Annotated in this window: 15 protein-coding genes and 1 pseudogene; 14 read left to right on the plus strand and 2 right to left on the minus strand. The window is 58.8% G+C overall.

Going from position 1 to position 19,774, the window contains the following annotated elements:
* Positions 1-160: 160 nt before the first annotated feature.
* The 13 genes and pseudogenes from MUN79_RS30640 to MUN79_RS05260 all read left to right on the plus strand — a co-directional run bounded on the left by MUN79_RS30640 (position 161) and on the right by MUN79_RS05260 (position 16,268).
* Positions 161-1,165 (plus strand): M16 family metallopeptidase, encoded by a 1,005-nt coding sequence (locus tag MUN79_RS30640; protein WP_311136660.1) that lies wholly within the window; start codon positions 161-163, stop codon positions 1,163-1,165.
* A gap of 67 nt (positions 1,166-1,232) precedes the next feature.
* Positions 1,233-3,206: an insulinase family protein gene (locus tag MUN79_RS30645; RefSeq protein ID WP_311136661.1), complete on the plus strand. Its 1,974-nt coding sequence runs from the start codon at positions 1,233-1,235 to the stop codon at positions 3,204-3,206.
* A 538-nt stretch (positions 3,207-3,744) separates the two neighbouring features.
* Positions 3,745-3,960 (plus strand): hypothetical protein, encoded by a 216-nt coding sequence (locus tag MUN79_RS05210; protein WP_244676713.1) that lies wholly within the window; start codon positions 3,745-3,747, stop codon positions 3,958-3,960.
* The gene (locus MUN79_RS05215; RefSeq protein ID WP_244676714.1) at positions 3,951-7,133 is read left to right on the plus strand and encodes a DUF4175 family protein; all 3,183 of its coding nucleotides are present in this window, start codon (positions 3,951-3,953) and stop codon (positions 7,131-7,133) included. Before MUN79_RS05210 ends, MUN79_RS05215 begins: the two co-directional genes overlap by 10 nt.
* A 41-nt stretch (positions 7,134-7,174) precedes the next feature.
* Positions 7,175-7,633: an ATP-binding protein gene (locus MUN79_RS05220; RefSeq protein WP_100338280.1), complete on the plus strand. Its 459-nt coding sequence runs from the start codon at positions 7,175-7,177 to the stop codon at positions 7,631-7,633.
* Positions 7,630-8,121 carry an rRNA maturation RNase YbeY gene (ybeY, locus tag MUN79_RS05225; RefSeq protein WP_244676715.1) on the plus strand — a complete coding sequence of 164 codons (492 nt, stop codon included), beginning with the start codon at positions 7,630-7,632 and terminating at the stop codon, positions 8,119-8,121. Before MUN79_RS05220 ends, ybeY begins: the two co-directional genes overlap by 4 nt.
* A gap of 123 nt (positions 8,122-8,244) precedes the next feature.
* On the plus strand, positions 8,245-8,973 hold the full coding sequence (locus tag MUN79_RS05230) for a GNAT family N-acetyltransferase (protein ID WP_244676716.1): 729 nt from the start codon (positions 8,245-8,247) through the stop codon (positions 8,971-8,973).
* 269 nt (positions 8,974-9,242) lie between these two features.
* A pseudogene (gene mnmG / locus MUN79_RS05235) lies at positions 9,243-11,110 on the plus strand (tRNA uridine-5-carboxymethylaminomethyl(34) synthesis enzyme MnmG).
* A 112-nt stretch (positions 11,111-11,222) separates the two neighbouring features.
* On the plus strand, positions 11,223-12,020 hold the full coding sequence (locus MUN79_RS05240) for a class I SAM-dependent methyltransferase (protein WP_244676717.1): 798 nt from the start codon (positions 11,223-11,225) through the stop codon (positions 12,018-12,020).
* Positions 12,021-12,239: 219 nt separating this feature from the next.
* Complete coding sequence (locus tag MUN79_RS05245; RefSeq protein ID WP_244676718.1) at positions 12,240-12,419, plus strand: hypothetical protein; 180 nt, start codon at positions 12,240-12,242, stop codon at positions 12,417-12,419.
* Positions 12,403-14,049, plus strand: a complete 1,647-nt coding sequence (locus MUN79_RS05250) for an Ig-like domain-containing domain (RefSeq protein WP_244676719.1) — start codon at positions 12,403-12,405, stop codon at positions 14,047-14,049. Before MUN79_RS05245 ends, MUN79_RS05250 begins: the two co-directional genes overlap by 17 nt.
* 1,140 nt (positions 14,050-15,189) lie before the next feature.
* Positions 15,190-15,708: a DUF4385 domain-containing protein gene (locus tag MUN79_RS05255; RefSeq protein WP_244676720.1), complete on the plus strand. Its 519-nt coding sequence runs from the start codon at positions 15,190-15,192 to the stop codon at positions 15,706-15,708.
* A 74-nt stretch (positions 15,709-15,782) separates the two neighbouring features.
* On the plus strand, positions 15,783-16,268 hold the full coding sequence (locus MUN79_RS05260; RefSeq protein WP_244676721.1) for a hypothetical protein: 486 nt from the start codon (positions 15,783-15,785) through the stop codon (positions 16,266-16,268).
* Between the two features lie 199 nt (positions 16,269-16,467).
* Here the strand turns inward: MUN79_RS05260 and MUN79_RS30650 are convergent, their stop codons facing one another.
* Positions 16,468-16,809, minus strand: coding sequence for an inorganic phosphate transporter (locus tag MUN79_RS30650; RefSeq protein WP_311136752.1), 342 nt, complete (start codon positions 16,807-16,809; stop codon positions 16,468-16,470).
* Positions 16,809-17,846, minus strand: coding sequence for an inorganic phosphate transporter (locus MUN79_RS05265; RefSeq protein ID WP_311136662.1), 1,038 nt, complete (start codon positions 17,844-17,846; stop codon positions 16,809-16,811). The genes MUN79_RS30650 and MUN79_RS05265 overlap by 1 nt, the downstream gene beginning before the upstream one ends.
* 306 nt (positions 17,847-18,152) lie before the next feature.
* On the opposite strand from MUN79_RS05265, the gene MUN79_RS05270 reads away from it, so the two are divergent.
* Complete coding sequence (locus tag MUN79_RS05270) at positions 18,153-19,676, plus strand: glycine--tRNA ligase (RefSeq protein ID WP_244678282.1); 1,524 nt, start codon at positions 18,153-18,155, stop codon at positions 19,674-19,676.
* Positions 19,677-19,774 lie beyond the last annotated feature (98 nt).

Here is a 19,774-nt window from a genome sequence, read left to right on the forward strand (position 1 = left end):
CGGCAGGATGGTCTCTATTAAACGAATAAGCCTGACTTTCCTCAAAACGAACTTCCGCGACGGGGTTGCCCGTTCAAGGCACACTACGGCGCAACATGCACCGTTGCGGGAATGTCTTTGAACCGCTTACCTTCCTGCCTTCTTCCAGTATTTCCTTTCTATGCTTAAAAACTCGCTTCTGCTGCTGAGCCTGGGTTCCTTTCTGGCTACCACCCCAGTCTTGGCCCAACAGAAAAAACCGGCTGCCGCGCCGGCCACTACCTCGGCCACCGGCACCCGCCTCGTGGAAAAAGTAACCCGCAAGCCCGGTGAGCTGGTGATTCCCTACGAGAAGTACGTGCTGCCCAACGGCCTGACCCTCATCGTGACCGAAGACCACTCCGACCCGCTGGTGCACGTGGACGTGACCTACCACGTGGGCTCGGCCCGGGAGCAGATCGGCAAGTCGGGCTTTGCCCACTTCTTCGAGCACATGATGTTCGAGGGCTCCGACCACGCGCCCCAGGGTATGTTCGATAAGGTCATCATTGGGGCGGGCGGCACCAACAACGGCAGCACCAACCGGGACCGGACCAACTACTACGAAACCCTGCCGAGCAACCAGCTGGAGCGGGCCCTGTGGCTGGAAGCTGACCGAATGGGCTTCCTGCTAGATGCCGTGACGCAGAAGCGCTTTGAGGTGCAGCGGGCCACGGTGAAAAACGAGCGGGGCCAGAACTACGACAACCGCCCCTACGGCTTGGTGAGCGAGTACACGGCCAAAACCCTGTACCCCTACGGCCACCCCTACAGCTGGCTGACCATCGGCTACCTCGAAGACCTGGACCGTTCCGACGTGAATGACCTGAAGCAGTTTTTCCTGCGCTGGTACGGCCCCAACAACGCCACGCTCACGGTGGGCGGCGACGTGAAGCCAGCCGAAGTGGTAGCCATGGCCGAGAAGTACTTCGGCAGCATCAACCGCGGACCGGCCGTGCAGAACATGAAGCTGCCCGCGCCCAAGCTCACCCAGGACCGCTACGTAAGCTACCAGGACAACATCCGCTTCCCAATGGTGCAGCTGGTGTTTCCCTCGGTGCCCCAGAACCACCCCGACGAAACCGCCCTGGACGCCCTGGCCGAAATCATCGGGGCGGCAAGAACTCCTTGCTCTACAAAAACCTAATCAAAAGCCAAAAGGCCGTAACGGCTACGGCCTACCACCCCACGGCCGAGCTAGGGGCGAGTTTACCATGGCGGCCCGTACTTTCCCCGGCAAAAGCCTCGACAGCCTCGAAATTCGCCTGCGCCAGACCCTGACCGAGTTTGAGCGCCGCGGGGTGAAAGACGAGGACTTGCAGCGCTTTAAAGCCAGCCGCGAGTCGGACCTGGTGAGCAGCCTGAGCAGCGTGAGCGGCAAGGTGAGCCGCCTGGCTTCCAACCAGACGTTTACCGGCAACCCCAACTACATTACCGTGGAGCTTCAGCGCCTGCGGGCCCTGACCAAGGCCGATGTGCAGCGGGTGTACGGGCAGTATATCAAGGGCAAAAAGGCGGTGGTACTGAGCGTACTGCCCAAGGCTGCCCCGGTGGCTCCGGCCAAGCCCGACAACTTTACCGTCAGCAAGGAAGGCTACAAAGCGCCAGCCGACGAGTACAAGGGCCTGACCTACGTGAAGGCCAAGGACACCTTTGACCGCGGCAAGCTGCCCGGTGCCGGAGCCAACCCCGTGGTGAAAGTGCCGGCTTTGTGGCAGCAGCAGTTCCCGAACGGCCTGCGCGTAATGGGCACCCGCAATACGGAAGTGCCCACCGTGAATATGCTGCTCACCATTCGGGGCGGACACCGCCTGGAGCAGGTCAACCCCGGCAAAGCCGGTCTGGCGGCCGTCACGGCCACGATGCTCAACGAAGGCACCCAGAAATACACCGGCGAGCAGCTGGCCGACGCCCTGGACCGCCTCGGCAGCTCCATTACGGTGAGCCCCGGCGCCGACAACACCACCGTGAGCGTGCAGAGCCTGACCAAGAACCTACCCGCTACCCTGGCCTTGCTGGAGGAAATGCTGCTGCGCCCCCGCTTCGATGCCGCCGACTTTGCCCGCGTCAAGAAGCAGGCCCTGGAAGCCATTGCCAACCAGAGCACCCAGCCCACCGTCATTGCCGATAAAACCTACAACGCCCTGCTCTACGGCCCCGGCGACATTATGAGCGTGCCCGTGAGCGGCACCACCAGCACGATGCAGAGCATCACGCTCGACGACGTGAAGCAGTTCTACCAGCTCTACTACGGCCCCGATTTGTCGCACCTAGTGATTGTGGGTGATGTAGAGCAGAAAGACGTGGTAAACAAGCTGGGCTTTCTGCAGAACTGGGGCCGTAAGGGCCAGACGCTGCCCGCCGGCAACCCCGCCAAGCAACCCGACAAAACCCGCATCTACTTCGTAAACAAGCCCGATGCTGCTCAGTCGGAAATCCGTATTGGCTACCTGGCTTTGCCGTATGATGCCACTGGGGAATACTACCGGGCGTATCTGGCCAACTACCTGCTGGGCGGCTCGTTTGCCAGCCGCATCAACCACAACCTGCGCGAGGAAAAAGGCTACACCTACGGCGCGTACTCCGGCTTCCGGGGCACCCGCTACGTAGGTCCGTTCACAGCCCAGGCCGGCGTGCGGGCCGATGCCACCACGGCTTCCCTAACCGAGTTTGGCAAGGAGCTTAAAGGCTTCACCACCGGTATTTCTGATGACGAGCTGCAGCTGCTCAAGAATTCCGTAGGCCAGAGCGACGCGCTGAAGTATGAAACCGGTCAGCAGAAGGCCGCCTTCCTGGCCCGTCTGCTCGAATACGACCTCACCCCCGACTTCGTGCAGCAGCAAAACGCCATCCTGACCAGCCTCAAGAAGGAAGACGTGCAGGCCACGGCCCAGAAATACCTGCCCGTCGATAATATGTACATCGTGGTAGTCGGCGACCGGAACAAGGTATACCCCGGCATTACTACGTTGGGCTACGAAATCGTGGAAATGGACGCCGAGGGCAACCGCCTCACCAAGGTCATACCGGCCGCCAGCACCGTAACCGCCGCTCCCGCTACCCCGGCTGCTGATGGACAAGACGTGAAAAAGGCCAAGTCTAAAACCAAGGACGATGACGGCCGCAAGGCTAAGCGCAAGCTCAAAAAGGACGAAGACGGCACCAAGGTGAAGGAGAAAGCCGACTAGGCTCTGGCTCCCCGTCAATGCTGAAAAAGCCCGGTTCCAGGTTGGGGCCGGGCTTTTTCATGGACTGTATCTAGCCTTGGCAAACCACCATCGGCCTCGCAGAACCCTTGAAGGTCCTTCTGAAAACTCCGGCCCGCCATTCAGAACTCTGTAGAGCCTCCCGAGAAACTTCGGAGGGCCGTGCAGACTTCTGTACGGCACCCATAGAAACTTCGGATGCCTTTCCAGAACTCTGGAAGGGTGACTTAGAAACCTGGGACGTCATTCCAGAACTCTGTAAGGGTGCCTCAGAAACCAAGGCAGCCCTTACAGAGCTCTGCAAAGCCCTGGAAGAAACTTTGGGGCACTTCCAGGACTCTCGCCGGTCTGGGCCTCCTGCCGGAGCGCCGAAACGGCTGGCCCGCGCCCATCCGGAACAATTTACCCCTGGGCTGTTGTCGTTTAGGTGAGCGGGGCTGCGTGCAGCCTCCGCAGCTATATTGCGTATCTTTCCGAAGAGCCTGCCTTGGGCTCTTTTAGTGGACTGGAAAAAGAATCTGTGCCTGTAACGACTACGAACGCGCCGGCCCTGGAGCAGGTTCTGGCGCAACTGGATGCCTTTAAGCGGAAGTTTTACCTAAACCTGCTGGTGCGCGGCGCGCTGGTGGCGGGCGGGCTGCTGCTCACGCTTTTCCTGGTGTTCAATACCCTGGAATACTTCCTTTATCTGCCCACCTGGGTGCGGGCGGACTATTATTTGGCTTCTTGGCCCTGACGGTCTACGCCTTCGTGCGCTGGATCTGGCAACCTTTGGCCGCCCTGACCAACCTGCGCCGCCTGCTCAGCGACGAGCAAGCTGCCCAGCGCGTGGGTGAGCTGTTTCCGCAAGTGCAAGACAAGCTGCTCAACGCCCTGCAGCTGCAAGGTCAGGCCCGGGAAAATGAGCTGATTGCCGCCAGCCTGGAGCAGCGTGCAGGCCAGCTCACCGGTTTGGAGTTTTCCCAGGGCATCAACATCAAGAACCAGAGCCGGCCGCTGTGGAAGTACGTGGCCGTGCCCGCCGGTATCATGCTGCTTTTGCTGCTGGTGTACCCGGCCCTCTTCGTGCAGGGCACCGACCGGATTTTCCACTTCGACCGCGCTTACTCCCCGCCCGCCCCGTTCACGTTTGTCGTCGAGAACAAGGACCTCAAAGCTTTTAAGGGCGAAAACTACGAGCTGGCCGTGACGGTGGAAGGCGAGGCCCTTCCCAACGAAATCAACATCGTGTACGGGGGTCGGGAGCGGCGCCTGACCAAGGCTAGCGGCAACCGCTACACCTACGAGTTCAAGCAGCTGCAGCGCGACGTGGAGTTTCAGCTCTCGGCCGCCGGCTTCACCTCCGACGATTACGACCTGCTGGTGCGCGAAAGACCCAACCTGCGCGACTTCGCCGTGCACGTTACCTACCCGACCTACATCGGCAAGCCCGCCGAAACCATCCGCAACACCGGCAACCTGACCGTGCCCGAGGGCAGCACCGTGCGCTGGGAATTCAGTACTGCCGCCACCGACGAGCTGCAGCTGCTGTTCACCAACCCTCAAGAAACCGTCACGGCTACCGAGTCGGGCGAGGGGTTTGAAACCTCGCGCCGCATCCTGAAAAGCCAGGAGTACGCCGTGCGCCTGCGCAATGCGGCCAGCCTCAACCGGGACCCAATTCAGTACCAAATCACCGCCATTCCGGACCTCGTGCCGGAAATTACGGTGGAGAGCTTTGCCGACACGACTTCCCTGCGCTACCTGGCCCTGGGCGGTGCCGTGCGGGATGACTACGGCCTGAGCCGCCTGCAGCTCCACTACCGCGTGACGTCCAAAGCCCGGCCTAACGGCGACTACAAGGCCCGCGTTATTGCCCTGCAAAGCGGCCCCAGCCAGAGCTACGCCTACCAGTGGGACTTGGCCCCGCTCAACCTGAAGCCCGGCGACCGGGTGGAATACTTCCTGCAGGTGTGGGACAACGACGGCGTGCACGGCCCAAAATCGGCCCGGACGCGGGCGGCCGAGTTCAAGCTTCCTTCTACCAAGGAGCTGCGGGAGCAGATGAACGCCCAGTCGCAGTCGGTGCAGAACCAGCTGAGCCAGGCCGCCGAGAAGTCGAAGAAGCTGGAGCGGGAAATGGCCAAGACCGAGGACAAGCTCAAGACCAAGCGCAACCTCAACTTCCAGGACAAAAAGCAGCTCCAGGACATGCTCCAGCAAAAAGAGCAGATGGATCAGCAGCTGGCCGACATGAAGAAGATGTTCGAGGAGCTGACCCAGAAGCAGGACCAGATGGACCCCAAGAGCGAGGAGCTGCGCGACAAGGCCGAGGAGCTCAAGAAGCTGATGGACTCTTTGCTCGACCCCGAAACCAAGAAGCTCTACGACCAGCTCAAGAAGCTGCTGGAAGAGCAGAAAACGCCCGACGCCCAGCTTCAAAAGATGCTGCAGCAGCTCGAAAACAAGGAAAACACCCTGCAGAAAGAGCTGGAGCGCGCCCTGGAGATGTTCAAGCAACTGCAGTTTGAGCAGAAGATGGAGCAGGCCACCGAAAAGCTGGAGCAGCTGGCCCAGGAGCAGGAAAAGCTGGCCGAGCAAACCGAGAAAAACGACAAGGACAACCAGCAGAAAGGCGACTCCAAGCAGGACCAGCAGCAAAAACAGGAACAGCTCAAGCAGGAGCAGGCCCAGAAGCAGCAGGAGTTTCAGGACGTGAAAAAGGACCTGGAAGACCTCAAGAAGATGGACGAGCAGCTCGACAACCAGAACGGCGCCGACGACATGAAGCAGGACCAGCAGGACGTGGACCAGCAGCAGCAGGAAAGCCAGGAGCAGCTCAGCAAGAGCCAGAACAAGAAAGCTAGCCAGAGCCAGAAGCAGGCCGCGCAGAAAATGCAGCAGATGGCCCAGAAGATGAAGCAGCAGCAAGAGGAAGAGCAGGACGAGCAGCAGCAGCAGAACATCGACGACCTGCGCGACATTCTCGACAACCTCATCACGCTCAGCTTCGACCAGGAAAACCTGATGAAGCAGTTCCGCACCGTCGACCAGACCGACCCGCGCTTCGTGCAGCTGGGCCAGAACCAGCGCAAGCTCAAGGACGACGCGGCCATCATCCAGGACTCTTTGTATGCCCTGGCCAAGAAGGTTTTCCAGATCAAGTCGTTCGTAACCCGGGAAGTAGGGGAAATGAATGGGCAGATGGACGAGTCGCTGAACCAGATCCGGCAGCGCAACGTGGGCCGGGCTACCAGCAGCCAGCAGCTGGCCATGACTAGCATGAACAACCTGGCGCTGATGCTCAATGACGCCCTGCAGCAGATGCAGCAGGAGCAGCGCGAGGGGCAGCAAAGCCAGCAGAGCGGGGGCAAGCCCGGCGGTAAAAAGAAGAAGAAAGGCAACTCGCCTGGCGAGGGTGGACTAGGCAAGATGCAGCAGCAGCTCAACCAGCAGATTCAGCAGCTGCAGCAGAGCGGCAAAACCGGTCGGGCTTTGTCGGAAGATTTGGCTAAACTCGCAGCTCAACAGCAAATGCTCCGTGAAGCCCTCAAAGAGCTGGATAAGTTGCAGCAAGGCAGCAAGCAAGGCAAAGGCCAGGCCGGCGCAGGCGGCACCGGCGACGTGAAGAAATTAATGGAACAAACCGAAACCGACCTCGTAAACAAGCGGCTAACGGAGCAAACCATTTTGCGTCAGCGTCAAATCATGACCCGTTTGCTGGAAGTCGAGAAATCGGCTCGGGAGCGGGACCAGGATGACAAGCGTGAAGCGCAGACTGCTCAGAACCGCCCACCGGTGTTTCCCCCTGCTTTTGATAAATATAAGCAGCAGAAAAACCGCCAAACGGAGCTGCTACGGAGTGTTCCACCGGCCCTCACGCCTTACTATCAGCGGGAGGTAAGTGAATATTTTCAGAAAATGAAATAGTGTTCCGCTAATTTTACCGCCCTGCTCCCTTTTACATACCTATGAAACAGGTTAAAATTCAGATTCCTTCGCTCGTCGAAAATATCCGCGTCGTAGAAAGCTTTATCGACAACTCGAAGGATACGTTTCACATCGAAGATGATATCTATGGCAACATCATGGTCGCCGTTACGGAGGCCGTGAACAATGCCATTCGTCACGGCAACAAGTTCGACAAGGACCGCAACGTGTACTTGTCCCTGTATGTCGACAAGGACCGGGTGAAGTTTGAGGTGGAGGACGAAGGCGAAGGGTTCGACTACACCGACTTGCTGGACCCCACCGCGCCCGAAAACCTGGAGAACCCCGGGGGCCGCGGCATCTTCCTCATTCGCCACCTGGCCGATGAGGTGGAGTTCACCAAAGACGGCCGCAACGTGCAGCTGACCTTTATGCTCACGCCGGCCGAAACCGACGAGTCTTCCGCCACCGACACCGTATCTTCCGAAAACGCGGCATGAACCAGCACCCTCCCGGCACGGAAAATGAAATGAATGCGGGCCTTCCCGAGGAGTCGCACGAGTCGCATGGCATCGAGTTCCTGGTCGAAGACGTTGACTTCGAACTGGCTGAGGCCGAGGCGCTGACTTCCTGGGTGGAGAAGATTGCCGAGGTGCACGAGCATAAAATCGTGCAGCTGACGTATATTTTCTGTTCCGACGAGTATCTGCACCGCGTCAACGTCGAGTACCTCGACCACGACACGTATACCGACGTCATCACCTTCGATAACGCCGACGATGCCGATATCATCGAGGGCGACATTTTCATTAGCGTCGACCGGGTGCGGGAGAATGCTCAGCAGCTAGGTGTCACGTTCCACGACGAGCTGCACCGCGTTATGATTCACGGCGTGCTGCACCTGCTGGGCTACGCCGACAAAGACCTGCTGAGCCAGACGGCCATGCGTAAGAAGGAGGATTACTGCCTTTCGCTGCGCGCTTTCTAGAAGTCAGGTTTACCGTTATTTTCGTAAAGACGCCCGCAGCAATGCAGGCGTTTTTTGTTTATTCATCAGTTGGCTGCTTATCCTTGGCCAGCCAGACTTAGGCTTTACTCTCTGCCTTACGCTATGTCCGCTTCTTCGGCTCACAACCTGATTATCCCCGGCGAGGCGCTGGACTTTTACCTGAGCCAGGGCTATTACCGGATGCATCAGGACCTGTTTACCTGCCGCTTTCTGCCCATTGAGGGCGGCTTTTATACGGTCCACTGGCTGCGCATTGCATTAGGTGAGGTGCAGTACGGCCCCGAGCAGCGCCGGCTGCTGCGCCTGGGGGAACGGTTTACGGTGCGGCGGCGGCCATTTCAGCTAACCGATGAACTAGAGGAATTGTACGCTGCCTACCGCGGCTCCATCAGCTTCGATGCGCCGCCCACGGTGGAGTCGTTTTTGCTGGCCGGAGCTACGCATAATGTATTTACGACCGAAGTCTTTGAAATTCGGGACGGGGAGCGGCTGGTGGCGGCCGGTATTTTCGACTGCGGCGCCCGCAGCTTGGCCGGCATCATGAACTTCTACCACCCCGAGTACCGCAAGTTCAGTTTGGGCAAATACCTGATGCTGCGCAAAATTGAGCACGCCCGGGAGCTGCACCACCGCTACTATTACCCCGGCTACATTGCCCACGGCTTCCCCAAGTTCGACTACAAGCTGTTCCCTTGCCCGGCCGCTACGGAAGTCTTCGATGCCCGCCGCAGCCGGTGGGAGCCTTTCTCCTGGGAAACCGTGGCCCGCCAATCCGCTGATTTGCTTAGTGATTGGCAGGACGACGAGTTGAGCAGCTTCGACGAGGCCTGAGCAAGCTCACCGCGCAGAAAAGCAGCTGAGTGCGTATCTTTGCGCACGTTTTGAGCGTGTTGCCCCGGCATCCGCAGTTGATTCCCTTGAATAAAGCACCGGCCCGATGGTGGGTGCCTGCTGTTCGAAAGAAGTGCGAACTTTCCCTTAACCGGTTACTGTTTGCCTCCAACGGCCAGCGCATTGGGGCTAGAGTTAAACCACTGGGTTTAACCCTCCGTCGTCTGCAATCCGCGCCATCCGTCGAATCCGTCTAAAATCCGCGGTCCATGTTTCAGCAAGAAGAGTACGATGTTATTGTAGTAGGTGCCGGCCACGCTGGTTGTGAAGCGGCAGCTGCCGCGGCCAACCTGGGCTCCAAGGTCCTGCTGGTCACGATGAACATGAACACCATTGCCCAGATGTCGTGCAATCCGGCCATGGGTGGGGTGGCCAAGGGCCAGATCGTGCGGGAAGTGGATGCGCTGGGCGGGCAGTCGGGCATTATCACCGACAAGACGATGATTCAGTTCCGGATGCTGAACCGCTCGAAAGGCCCCGCCATGTGGAGCCCCGGGCGCAGTCGGACCGGATGCGCTTTGCCGAGGAGTGGCGCAACACGCTGGAGCAAACCCCGAACGTAGACTTCTGGCAGGAATCGGTGACGGGCATCGTGGTAGAAAACGACACGGTGGTGGGCGTCAAAACTCAGCTCGGCATCGAGTTTCGGGGCAAGTCGGTGGTGCTGACTAATGGCACCTTCCTCAACGGCCTGATTCACATCGGCGAGAAAAACTTCGGCGGGGGCCGCGCCGCTGAGAAGAAAAGCACCGGCATCACCGAGCAGCTCCTGGAGCTGGGCTTCGAAACGGGCCGCATGAAAACCGGCACCCCGCCCCGCGTGGACGGTCGCAGCCTGGACTATTCCAAAATGGAAGAGCAGGCCGGCGACGAGGTGCCCAGCAAGTTCAGCTACCTCGATACGCCCGCTCTGGTCAAGCAGCGCCCCTGCTACATCACCTATACCAACCAGGAGGTGCACGACATTCTGCGCGAGGGGTTCGAGAAGTCGCCCATGTTCCAGGGCCGCATCAAGGGCCTGGGGCCGCGCTACTGCCCGAGTGTAGAAGACAAAATCAACCGCTTTGCCGACAAGGACCGCCACCAGATCTTCGTGGAGCCCGAGGGCAGCAGCACCGTAGAAATGTACATCAACGGCTTCAGCAGTTCGTTGCCGGAAGACGTGCAGTACCGGGCCCTGCGCAAAATTGCGGGCTTCGAGAATGCCAAGATGTTCCGCCCCGGCTACGCCATTGAGTACGACTTCTTCCCGCCGACCCAGCTCAACCTGACCCTGGAAACCAAGCGGGTGAAGAACCTCTACTTCGCCGGCCAGATCAACGGCACGACGGGCTATGAGGAAGCCGCCTGCCAGGGCCTGATGGCCGGTATCAATGCCCACAACAAGGTACACGGCCGGGAGCCTTTCATCCTGAAGCGGAGTGAGGCCTACATCGGCGTGCTCATCGACGACCTCGTGAACAAGGGTACCGACGAGCCCTACCGCATGTTTACCTCCCGGGCCGAGTACCGCATCTTGCTGCGCCAGGACAACGCCGACCTGCGCCTGACGCCCCTGGGCCACGCCCTGGGTCTGGCCTCGGATGAGCGGATGGAGCGGGTGCAGCGCAAGCAGCAGGAAACGGCCGAAGTAGTAAAGCTGCTCAAGAATTTCAGCATCGAGCCTTCGGAAATCAACGGTTTGCTGGAAGAGCTGGGCTCGGCCACCATCCACGAGAAAACCCGCGCCGTGAACCTGCTACGCCGGCCCAACGTGGAGCTGGAACACTTGACCAGCACCTTGCCCGCCCTCACCTTGGCCCTTGGTCAGTACCAGCCCGACAGCCTGGAACAGGCCATTATTGCTATTAAGTACGAGTCCTACATCGAGAAGGAAAACCAACAGGCCGCCCGCGTGGCCGAGCTGGAAAACTTCGTGATTCAGGGTCGCCTCGACTATAAGCAGATGCCGGCCCTCTCGCACGAGGCCCGGGAGAAGCTGCTCAAGGTGCAGCCCGAAACCCTGGGTCAGGCCTCGCGCATCAGCGGAGTGTCGCCGGCCGACGTTTCGGTGCTGATGGTGTACCTTGGCCGATAATTGAGAACTCAATGCTCAGAACTCAGAAGTTAGCAACGGAGAAGCTTTTTGGCGCTCCAACTGACTTCTGAGTTCTGGGTTCTGAGCTCTTACTTCTTAATTCAAGAAAAGCGTGTCGTACGAACGTCTGGATAATTGCCCGGTTTGTGGCAAAAGCGAGTTTCGCAACAAACTGGTAGTAGAAGATAAGTCGGTGAGCAAGGAAAGCTTTGCCATCGTGCAGTGCGAAAACTGCACCTTCCAGTTTACCAACCCACGGCCCGGCATCGAGGCCATCGGGCGCTACTACGAGTCGGACGACTACGTTTCGCACAACAGCACTGCCACCGGCGTTATCAACCAGGCGTACAAAGTCGCCCGGTTTTTTACCATGCGCCGCAAGGTGGCCCTGGTTAATAAGCTGGCTCCGCGCAAGGGCAAGCTCCTGGACTACGGCTGCGGCACGGGACATTTTCTGGCGGCGGCCCGCTCCGGCGGCTGGCAGGTAGCCGGTGTTGAGCCCAACGCCCGCGCCCAGCAGGAAGCCTCTGAGCGGGTAGGGCAGCCTATCGGCAACGAAAGCCTGGTCACGTTTGAGTCGGCTTCTTTCGACGCCATTACGCTCTGGCACGTGCTGGAGCACGTGCACAACCTGAACGAAACGCTGCAGCAGCTCGTGCGCCTGCTCAAGCCCGACGGTGTGCTCATCATTGCCGTGCCCAACGTGGACAGCCTTGATGCCCAGCATTACCGCCAGGACTGGGCCGCCTACGACGTGCCCCGGCACCTCTACCACTTCAGCCCCAAAACCATGAAGCTGCTGCTCAAAAAGCACAAGCTCACGGTACCCGAAACCCTGCCCATGCCCCTGGATGCTTACTACGTGAGCATGCTCAGCGAGAAGCACCGGGCCGAGCGGGCGGCGGGCTGATGAACGTGCTCAAGGCCGGCTACAAATCCAATAAGTACGCCGAGGAACACGAAGGCCTGTACTCGAGCGTTATCTACGTAGCCCACAAACGCTAGAGCCATGCGGGCACTGCGGCTGTGGCTGGTTTTGGGTGGGCTCCTGATGAGCCGCCTCGCCGGAGCCGGCAGGGTAGGGGAGGGGCCAAAGCCTTTGCTGCCAATAGCTTCGGTTTCCGCTCACTTGGTCCTGCTGCCCGACACGGCCCGCAAGGTGCTGGCGCCCAACTCGGTTTCTACCGCGCCGGTCGTGCTGCTGCCCGCCGACGACAAGCCTACGCGCGCCGTTAGTTTGCGCATTCTCGGGGCCATTGCTTTTCTTACCGTTACCACCCTTTTGCTCTATAATGTCCGTTCGCGCTAACCTGCTTGTTCTGCTTTCCGCCAGTGCCATTGTGAGTGGATGTGCGGCCGTAAGCTCGCCGCAGGGCGGCCCCCGCGACGTGACGCCCCCCAAGCTTACCGGCACTTCCCCGGCCAACGGCTCCGTCAACGTGCGCCAGCAAGTCGTCCGCTTGGAGTTCTCCGAGTCGATTCAGTTGAAGGACCTGGCCAAGAACCTGATTGTGGCACCGGTGCTGGGCGACGACAACAAGTACCGGGTGCGGGAAGAGCGCAGCGCCATTGCCCTGGAGTTCGAAAAGCCTTTGCAGGCCAATACCACGTACACCTTCAACTTTGGGGCGTCTGTTACTGATATCACCGAAAACCTGCCGGCCCAGGACGTGCAGGTCACGTTCAGCACCGGCGCCCGCCTCGACTCAGGCTCGGTGCGGGGCAATGTAATTCAACTCTTGAGCGGAGCCGCCGCCGCCGAAGTACCCGTGATGCTGTATCCCGAAACGGATACCATGACCATCCGGCGCGGCAAGCCTTACTACATGACGCGCACCGACAAGTCGGGTGCCTTTGCCCTCAACAGTCTCAAGACCGGCCGCTACCGCCTCTTTGCCTTAGACGACAAAAACAACACGGGACGCTACGAGGAAGGGGAGCAGATAGCCTACCTACCCGAGCCCATTACGGTGCGCCCCGGCCTCGATTCGCTGCGGCTGGTGCTGGTGCGCCCTGATGCGCGCCGGCCTATCATTTCCAGCCAGCAAGGCACGCCTACTCAGTTCAAAATTTCCTTTAATGAAGGCCTGACCCAGGCTCGTCTGCTACCCCTGGGTGCAACTCCGGCGACTCCGGCGACTCCCGCGCCTGCCGCGCTAAACGAGGCTTTGCTGGTTAGTGAGCGGGGGCGGAGCGTCACGCTGTTCCGGACGGCCGCCATTGCCGAGGGGCGCTACCTGCTGGCTACCGCCGACAGCGTGGGCAATACCGGACAGGATACCATCAACGTCAAGTTTCCCGGCACCATTACGGGTGCAGCCCGCCGGGCGCCCCAGTATGCCGTGGTCGGTGCTCCCCGCGACGTGTACCGGCAGGGGCAGGTCAAGTTTCAGTTTGCCGAGCCGCTAAGGCCTCTTACCAAGCAGCCCATCGGTACCCTGCTGGAAGACTCTACTTCCCGCAAGCCGATTCGGGTGCCCCAGGAAGCTACCCTCAGCCCCGACCGGACCCAGCTCACGGTTAACCTGAATACCAAGGCTAAGAAGACCATCAGCATTATCCTGGACTCGACGGCCGTCACGTCCATCACCGAGCAGCGCCTGGGTCTTAAACCCGTGCGTCTGCCCGTCACCGACCAGTCGCCGGTGGGCAGCGTGGCAGGCACCATCCAGACCAAATATGCGCGGTTTCAGCTCCAGTTGCTGGATGGCACCAACCAGATTGTAGCGCTTCTGGAGAGTCCCAAAAAGACCTTTCGCTTCGACAATCTGGCGCCCGGCCCCTATCGTCTGCGTGTGCTTATTGATGCCGACAACGATGGCAACTGGCGCGGCGGCGACCCTAACTTCTTAGTTCCAGCCGAGCCCGTGTACTTAGCGCCCCAGCAGCTACAGGTGCGGGCCAACTGGGAAATGGAGGATATAAAACTGGTTTTCTAGTTTCCGGCCTCGTTTAGTCCGTTGATGACAGGCCCCGGCTGCAGCTGCAGTCGGGGCTTTTTCGTGCCTGCTCCCGGCTAGTCTGGGCGGGGCTGTACGCCTTTAGCCGAGGCAAGAGAGAAGCCTGTGGTAGCCGGTTCAGACCTCAGACCGAGCCAATATGGCGTAAGGGGTGTGAAGGGCTGATGGCTAATGGGTTTCCCTATATAGGAAACCGCGGGAAGCTACCGATTTGAGCTATCCACATTGGGCGCTTTCAGAATCAGGCGACTACGTGCTTTCCACAATTTTTTCCACAGCTTCACGGAGCATTTTCCACTCGGCAGGGCAGAAGTGGGTTAATCTGTGGATAATACTGGGGATACCTGGGGATAACCCGTGGAGAAGTTGCGGAAAAGTTTTTTTGCCCGGGCACAGTCCAGCACAGAGGGCGCTTTCCACATTGCCGACGTGGATAACGGTGGATAACTATCCCCGGAAAATACCCTAATCCACACTGGGCAAAACCTGTGAATTGTGGATTCGTGGATAACGCTGTTGATTGTGAATAAATCTCATAACCCATTGATATCATAGAATTTACTATCCACACACCCTGTTGATAGACGGTGTATAAACCCAATCTTGTACACAAGTTATCAGCTCTGTGTATAACTATATTTTCTTATCCACTTATGAACACCCCCAACGAGTGGAGACAAAGAGAAATCTTTTAAAAAATTTAATTCAAAAGTTATTAACCCTGTGGATAAGCTCGGCCCGCTTTCAAAAAATGAAAAGCTCTGTCCTGGCGTAGTCGGGCAAGCCAAGTCCAAGTACACGGGCCGTTCAGCCAAGTGAGAAGGAGGCTGGGGCCGGGAGGGTGAGCAAACCTATTGCTGGCCGGCTGGGCTGCCTAATACATTACACCAACCGGAACTTGGGGAGTACCACTCCCCTCCTGCCGACTTCGCCTCCGATTTTACCTTCATGAAGATGAGCTGGCGACTTAACGATGCACTGAGCCCGCTAAAAGGCTAGGTCAGGTCCGGGAAGTAATTGAGCTTGAGTGGATAACCTTCCGAAGTTGTGCACTTTTCCACAGCCTCAGGTGTGGAAAACCACGAAAGCTGGTCCCGAACGTGGCTTTGCCCGTATACAATGCTTCCACCCGCCCCGCTCCTGCTCATGCCTTTCGATTACACGCTCGACTTCAAGACCACCGATTTTCGTCGGCATCCGGAGTTGTACCGCGTGGGCAAAGGCGAGCAGGGCGTATTGCTGGTGGAGCCCTATAAGTCGGAGATACTGCCGCACTGGCGCTTTCGTACCCCGGAGGTAGCGCAGGAGTCGTCGGAGCAGATTTACCAGCTGTTTCTGGACTATCTAAAAGCCGAAGACTTTATAGGAGCCGACATGGCCCGCAAGTTCATTCAGATGGGCTTTACCCGGGCCCGGCGCTACGCTAACCACCGCGGCGGCAAGAAGTACGACGGACCCGTGCCCGACGATAAGAAGGGGCAGAGCGGAGCCCACGGCCGCGCCGAGCTGCCCCGCTCCCCCGAGGACCCCGAAAAGGCGGCCGCTGCGGCTATTTTCAAGGCCAAGTGGGACCAGGCCAAGGTTCACCCCGACTACGTGCGGCAGAAGGCCGAATTCGAGGCCCGCTACGGCAAGTGAAGCCCGAATACCTACCTTTAAATCCGAATTCCGAAACGCACCAGAATTCATCCAACCACCGAAACCAATTCGCTATGCAGACCATCCAACCCCAACACAGCAGCACCGAGGAAAACGAAATCATCCTGGGCACCGGCATGGGCCCGCTTAAGTTCGGCGCCACCCAGGACGAGGTTCGGGCCCTGATGGGCGAGCCGGAGGAAATTGAAGAGTCGGAGGACGACGACGAGTTTGAGCACCAGGCCTGGAATTACCTGGAGGAAGGCTACTCCCTGTACTTCGACCGGGAAGACGACTACCGCCTGAGCTGCATCGAAACCGACCACCCCGGCCTGCGCATTTTTGGCCAACCCATCCACGGTAAGTCCGTAGACGAAATTCAGGAGCTCATGCGCCAGAACGGCCTCGAGTCGACCGAAGTAGAGCGCATGGATACCGGCGAAACCCGCCTGTCCTACGAGAAGGAAATGATTGACCTTTACTTTGATGAGGACCAGCTGCAGTTCGTCAATTTCGGCGTGTTTATCAGCGACGACTTAGAGGTGCAATGGCCCAGCTAGAGCCAGAGTTATCCACAAAATTCGGGCTTTTTAGTGTTGATAAGTTGATAAGTCGCTAATAACCCGTCGTTTTAGTGGATAAACGCAGGCCGTTTGGCTAATTCTAATAGCTGGCACGGTCCTTACAAAAACTTCCGGCAATAAAAAAGCCGACCCGCAATGGGTCGGCTTTTTTTGTGTATTCCGAGGAAACCTCGCTTTACAGGATGGCCCGGAACAAGAGGAACAGGCCTCCCGAGAGGAACATCGTAACGGGCAGGGTGAGCACCCAGGCCAGAGCAATGTTGCGCACCATCTGCGGATTCAGGTTCTTGATGCCGCGGTTGGCCACCATCGAACCGGCAATAGCCGACGACAGTACGTGGGTGGTCGAAACCGGCAGGCCAAACTGGGTATTCACGCCAATCATGGCGGCTGCTACCAGCTCGGAGGAAGCACCCTGGGCGTAGGTCAGGTGCTCCTTGCCAATCCGCTCCCCGATGGTTTTCACGATGCGCTTCCAGCCGATCATGGTGCCGATACCCAACGACAGGGCTACCATCAAGGACACTTCCCAGGGGCGTAGTCGGTAAAGGTGCGCATCTGGGCAATGCTCGAATCAAAGACTTTACGGTCGGCGGTGCTCAGCGGCACTTTCTCGCTCGACACGAGTTTCTTGGATTTGTTGTGGATCAGCAGGATGGCTTTGCGAATCTCGAAGCGGGTAGCCTGGGGCAGCTGCTTCACGTCGGTTTTGCCGGCGAAGATCTGGTCGAGCGTGTTGGTCTGGGTCCGGATGTCGGTCAGCAACTGGCGGTCGGCCTGGCTCATGGTTCCGGCGTTGAGCTTGCCCATTACCAGCTCCACGTTGTTCAGCGACTCGCGCATGTCGAGCGGGTTGAGCTTCTGGTTGAGGGCAAAGTGCGTGGGTACGATTCCAATCAGGATGAGCATGATCAGGCCCACACCTTTCTGTCCGTCGTTGGAACCGTGGAAGTAGCTTACCAGGGTGCAGGTCGCAATCAGGATCAGGCGAATCCAGATGGGTGGTGGCTTACGCTTGTGGGGCTCCCGGAAGATGGATTTGGTCCGCACGAAACGCTTCAGCAGGAACATCATGATGATGGTCAGCGAAAAGCCGAAGATCGGGCTGATCAGCAGGGAGGCACCGGTTTCCAGGGCCTTGCTCCAGTTTACGGCCGAGCTGTTAGAGTCGGGCAGCAGGGAGAAGGCAATGCCCACGCCCAGGATGGAGCCAATCAGGGCGTGCGAGGAGGACGAGGGCAGGCCGTAGTACCAGGTGCCCAGGTTCCAGATGATGGCCGCCACAATCAAGGCGCCCACCATAGCAATGCTGTGGTACACGTTCTGATCGACGAGGCTTTCCACGGGCAGCAGGTACACAATGCCCATGGCCACCGCAATACCACCGGTAAGTACACCGATGAAGTTCCAGAAGCCCGACCACACTACCGCCACCCAGGGCCGCAGGGCGTTGGTGTAAATCACGGTAGCCACGGCGTTGGCCGTGTCGTGAAAGCCATTGACAAATTCGAAGGCGCAAGCTGCTACCAGACAGGTGATTAGCAGCAGAAGCACATGAGGCTCTAAGCCAAACATAAAAGGGGAATTAATGGGAAATCGGTTTTCATCGTTCCAAAGGTAGAGGGACCTTTAGGCGGGGCAAGATTATGAAATTGTTACGCCAAAATGGTACAACGCCCGTTTGCTTGCGCTTAACGCAGGAACCGATTCGGGGTTGGGCACCGGGGTAATCTGCTGAGGTAGAAGCCGGCAGAGAGGGCGAAGGGTAGAAAATACTGGCTTTTCCCAAGGTGCATTCTACCGCGGCTCCGGTGGTTTCTGCTACTTTTGCCCACTTCTACTGTATCAGAGTACCTGAATATGAGCAACGCCCCGCAGAAAACGGCCGCCAATACCGCTGAAGGCACTTTGGCCGAAATCGTGTCGCACGCCAAGGAATACGGCTTCGTGTTCCCCTCCTCCGAAATCTACGACGGCCTGGCTGCCGTGTATGACTATGGCCCCAACGGCGTAGAGCTGAAGAACAACCTGAAGCAGCTGTGGTGGAAGGCCATGACCCAGCTCAACCAGAACGTGGTGGGCATCGATGCGGCCATCTTCATGCACCCGACCACCTGGAAAGCCTCCGGCCACGTCGACGGCTTCTCGGACCCCATGATTGACAACCTCGACAGCAAGAAGCGCTACCGCGCCGACGTGCTGCTCGAAGAAAAAGCCGCCGAGTACGAGAAGAACGGCGAAATAGCCCGGGCCGAAACCCTGCTGGCCGAAATGGGCCGCCTGCTCACGGCCGAGGATCTGGCCGGCGTCAAGCAGCTCATCATCGACGAGAAAATCCTGTGCCCGATCAGCAAGACCGGCAACTGGACCGACGTGCGCCAGTTCAACCTGATGTTCTCGACCCAGATGGGCGCCGTGGCCGAGGGCTCGAACGAAATCTACCTGCGTCCCGAAACGGCCCAGGGCATCTTCGTCAACTTCCTGAACGTGCAGAAGTCGGCCCGCCAGAAGGTGCCGTTTGGCATTGCCCAGATCGGCAAGGCCTTCCGCAACGAAATTGTGGCTCGGCAGTTCATCTTCCGCATGCGGGAGTTTGAGCAGATGGAAATGCAATTCTTCGTGCGCCCTGGCACCGAGGAGGAGTGGTACCAGCACTGGAAAGCCGCCCGCCGCCGCTGGCACGAAGTAATGGGGCTGCCCGCCGACAAGCTCCGCTTCCACGACCACGAGAAGCTGGCCCACTACGCCAAGGCCGCCGTGGATATCGAGTACGAGTTTCCCTTCGGCTTCAAGGAAATCGAGGGCATACACTCCCGCTCCGACTTTGACTTGACCCAGCACCAGCAGTACAGCCGTAAAAAGCAGAACTACTTCGACAACGACGTAAACCCTGAGACTGGCAAGCCCTACGGCAACTACGTGCCTTACGTGGTGGAAACCTCGGTGGGCGCCGACCGGCTGTTTTTGGCTACGCTCTGCCAGGCCTACCAGGAAGAAACCATTGTGGAAGGCGAAGGGGAGGAGCAGAAAACCAAAACCCGCAAGCTGCTGCGCCTGCACCCGGCCGTGGCCCCGGTGAAGGCCGCCATTTTCCCACTGGTGAAAAAGGACGGTCTGCCCGAGAAGGCCAACGAAATCTACAACAGCCTGCGCCACGACTTCCGCCTGGTGGTGGAGGAAAAGGACTCCATCGGCACGCGCTACACCCGCCAGGACCTCATTGGCACGCCCTTCTGCATTGCCGTCGACCACCAGACCCTGGAGGACGAAACCGTAACCGTGCGTCACCGCGACTCCCGCGAGCAGACCCGCATGCCGATTTCGGAGCTGCGCGCCTACATCGGCGAGGCTGTAAGCTTGACGCGAATTTTCGAGAACCTCTAAGACGTTCAGCAGCTGCCAAGCGCGAAAAGCCGGGGCCGTCATGCTGAGCATGGCGGCCCCGTTTTCGTTTCCGGTCGGCTGAAGCGGGTCGGGCGTCG

The organism is Hymenobacter cellulosilyticus, from assembly GCF_022919215.1.
Lineage (GTDB): Bacteria > Bacteroidota > Bacteroidia > Cytophagales > Hymenobacteraceae > Hymenobacter > Hymenobacter cellulosilyticus.